This is a genomic window from Pseudomonadota bacterium (assembly GCA_022361155.1).
Classification (GTDB): Bacteria; Myxococcota_A; Polyangia; order Polyangiales; family JAKSBK01; genus JAKSBK01.
Genome location: JAKSBK010000033.1, coordinates 1 through 1416, shown reverse-complemented (window position 1 = coordinate 1416; position 1416 = coordinate 1). Strand labels below are relative to the sequence as shown.

1 protein-coding gene is annotated in these 1416 nt (G+C 64.3%); it reads right to left on the bottom strand.

Annotated elements, in window-relative coordinates; all coding sequences use genetic code 11:
- Positions 1-89 precede the first annotated feature (89 nt).
- Positions 90-791, bottom strand: coding sequence for a hypothetical protein (locus MJD61_01000; protein ID MCG8553858.1), 702 nt, complete (start codon positions 789-791; stop codon positions 90-92).
- Positions 792-1416: the final 625 nt, after the last annotated feature.

The following is a 1416-nucleotide window of genomic DNA, read 5'->3' as shown; positions in this document are numbered from 1 at the left end:
TCGACACTACGAATTCGCACGCACCTACCCGCGTGCTCCGATGCACGAGGCTGCCCCGACAGGAGGATCGTGGCCAGACAGGTGTTCGCTCAGGCTGCGTTGCGAGCGTAGAGATGGCTGGCGGCCCGGATGCCTTTGACGTGCTGCTGGCCCCGGCGGGCGCCTTCCAGTCGGATGCGCTCGACCTGCCCCACCATCCCGAAGAACGTGCGGGCGTACTGCTGCACCGAGCCGACGAACGTCTCGGCATTCAGGCCCGCTCGCTCGACCAGCGGGGCGCCCTCGAAGTCGACGAGTCGCAAGCAGCTGTGTCTGGCGGCAACCAGGGGCGTGATGCCGTAGTCGGGCCGAATGAAGAGAAGGTAGGTGTCGCCCACGGTGAGCTCGCGCACGATGGAAAAGCGACCGAAGCCACCGTCGGCGTGCACGCCGCCCCGAATGCGCAGATCGAACTCACCCTGTACCCCTGCACCGAGCAGGACGTTCCGGGTACGGAACTGGATCCTGGTTAGCGGGGTCGGTGGAGTTTGCCTCAAGCCATCGCGGGAATCGATCTCGGTGACGGTCGCGACCACCACCGCCCCGCTCTGAGCGATGATGTCGTCGATGCTGAGGTTGGGTGGAATACCCGCGCTTGAATGAGTGGGTAGAAGAAGCGGCAGCAAGCCAAAGCTCGCCGCTGCGGCGGAAAACAGAGCGCGTCTGCGCTGCCTGCCGGCGCTCGTGGCCGGCCGAATCCATCCCGTCCCGACTTTGGAACGGTCATCAGGGTCATCAGGTATAACTGACATCGTCGCCTCCTTGTGAAAGTCAGTCTTGATAAATAGAAACATCAGGACACTCTTGACGGCTTGACGCCGTCGACGTGTGAGCGTTCGGGGAGCCACGTCGCTCTGGCGTCGCAGCGCCAGGGCCCTCAGACCGCTCCGCGAGCCGTAAGGCGCACTGCCGATCGTCAACCGGCTGCCTGAGCTCGATCGCGTTCGCGCTAGGCTAAACGGGAAGGACGGGAGACGGGCAAGAAGCGAGCCACACGATGGGCCGTTACCCGCTCGCCATCCATCTGCGTCCCTGCTGGTGCTGCCTTACCGCCGTTGCCCATCCGGTTCCCTGTTGCCACCGCGCCCTGGCGGCTGCTTCAGTGGATGCCCCAAGCAACCACCTGGTTTGTGTATACACGTACCCCGCCTCGTGTGCAAGCGACGCTTCTCGCGTTCTCAAGAAACCTCAACCCCCCCGGGTCCCAATTCTTGCGCACCTCCAGGATCATTGCGCGGCCGCCGTCGCGCTCTGCGACCTGTGATTTACTTCGGAGCGCGCCATTGGTTCGACCCCGGGTACGATTCCGGGTTCTGGTTGCGTTCGAGCGCGGGCCTGCGGCTTGGCTTGTGGCGGGCCCACGACTCAACAGCCCTA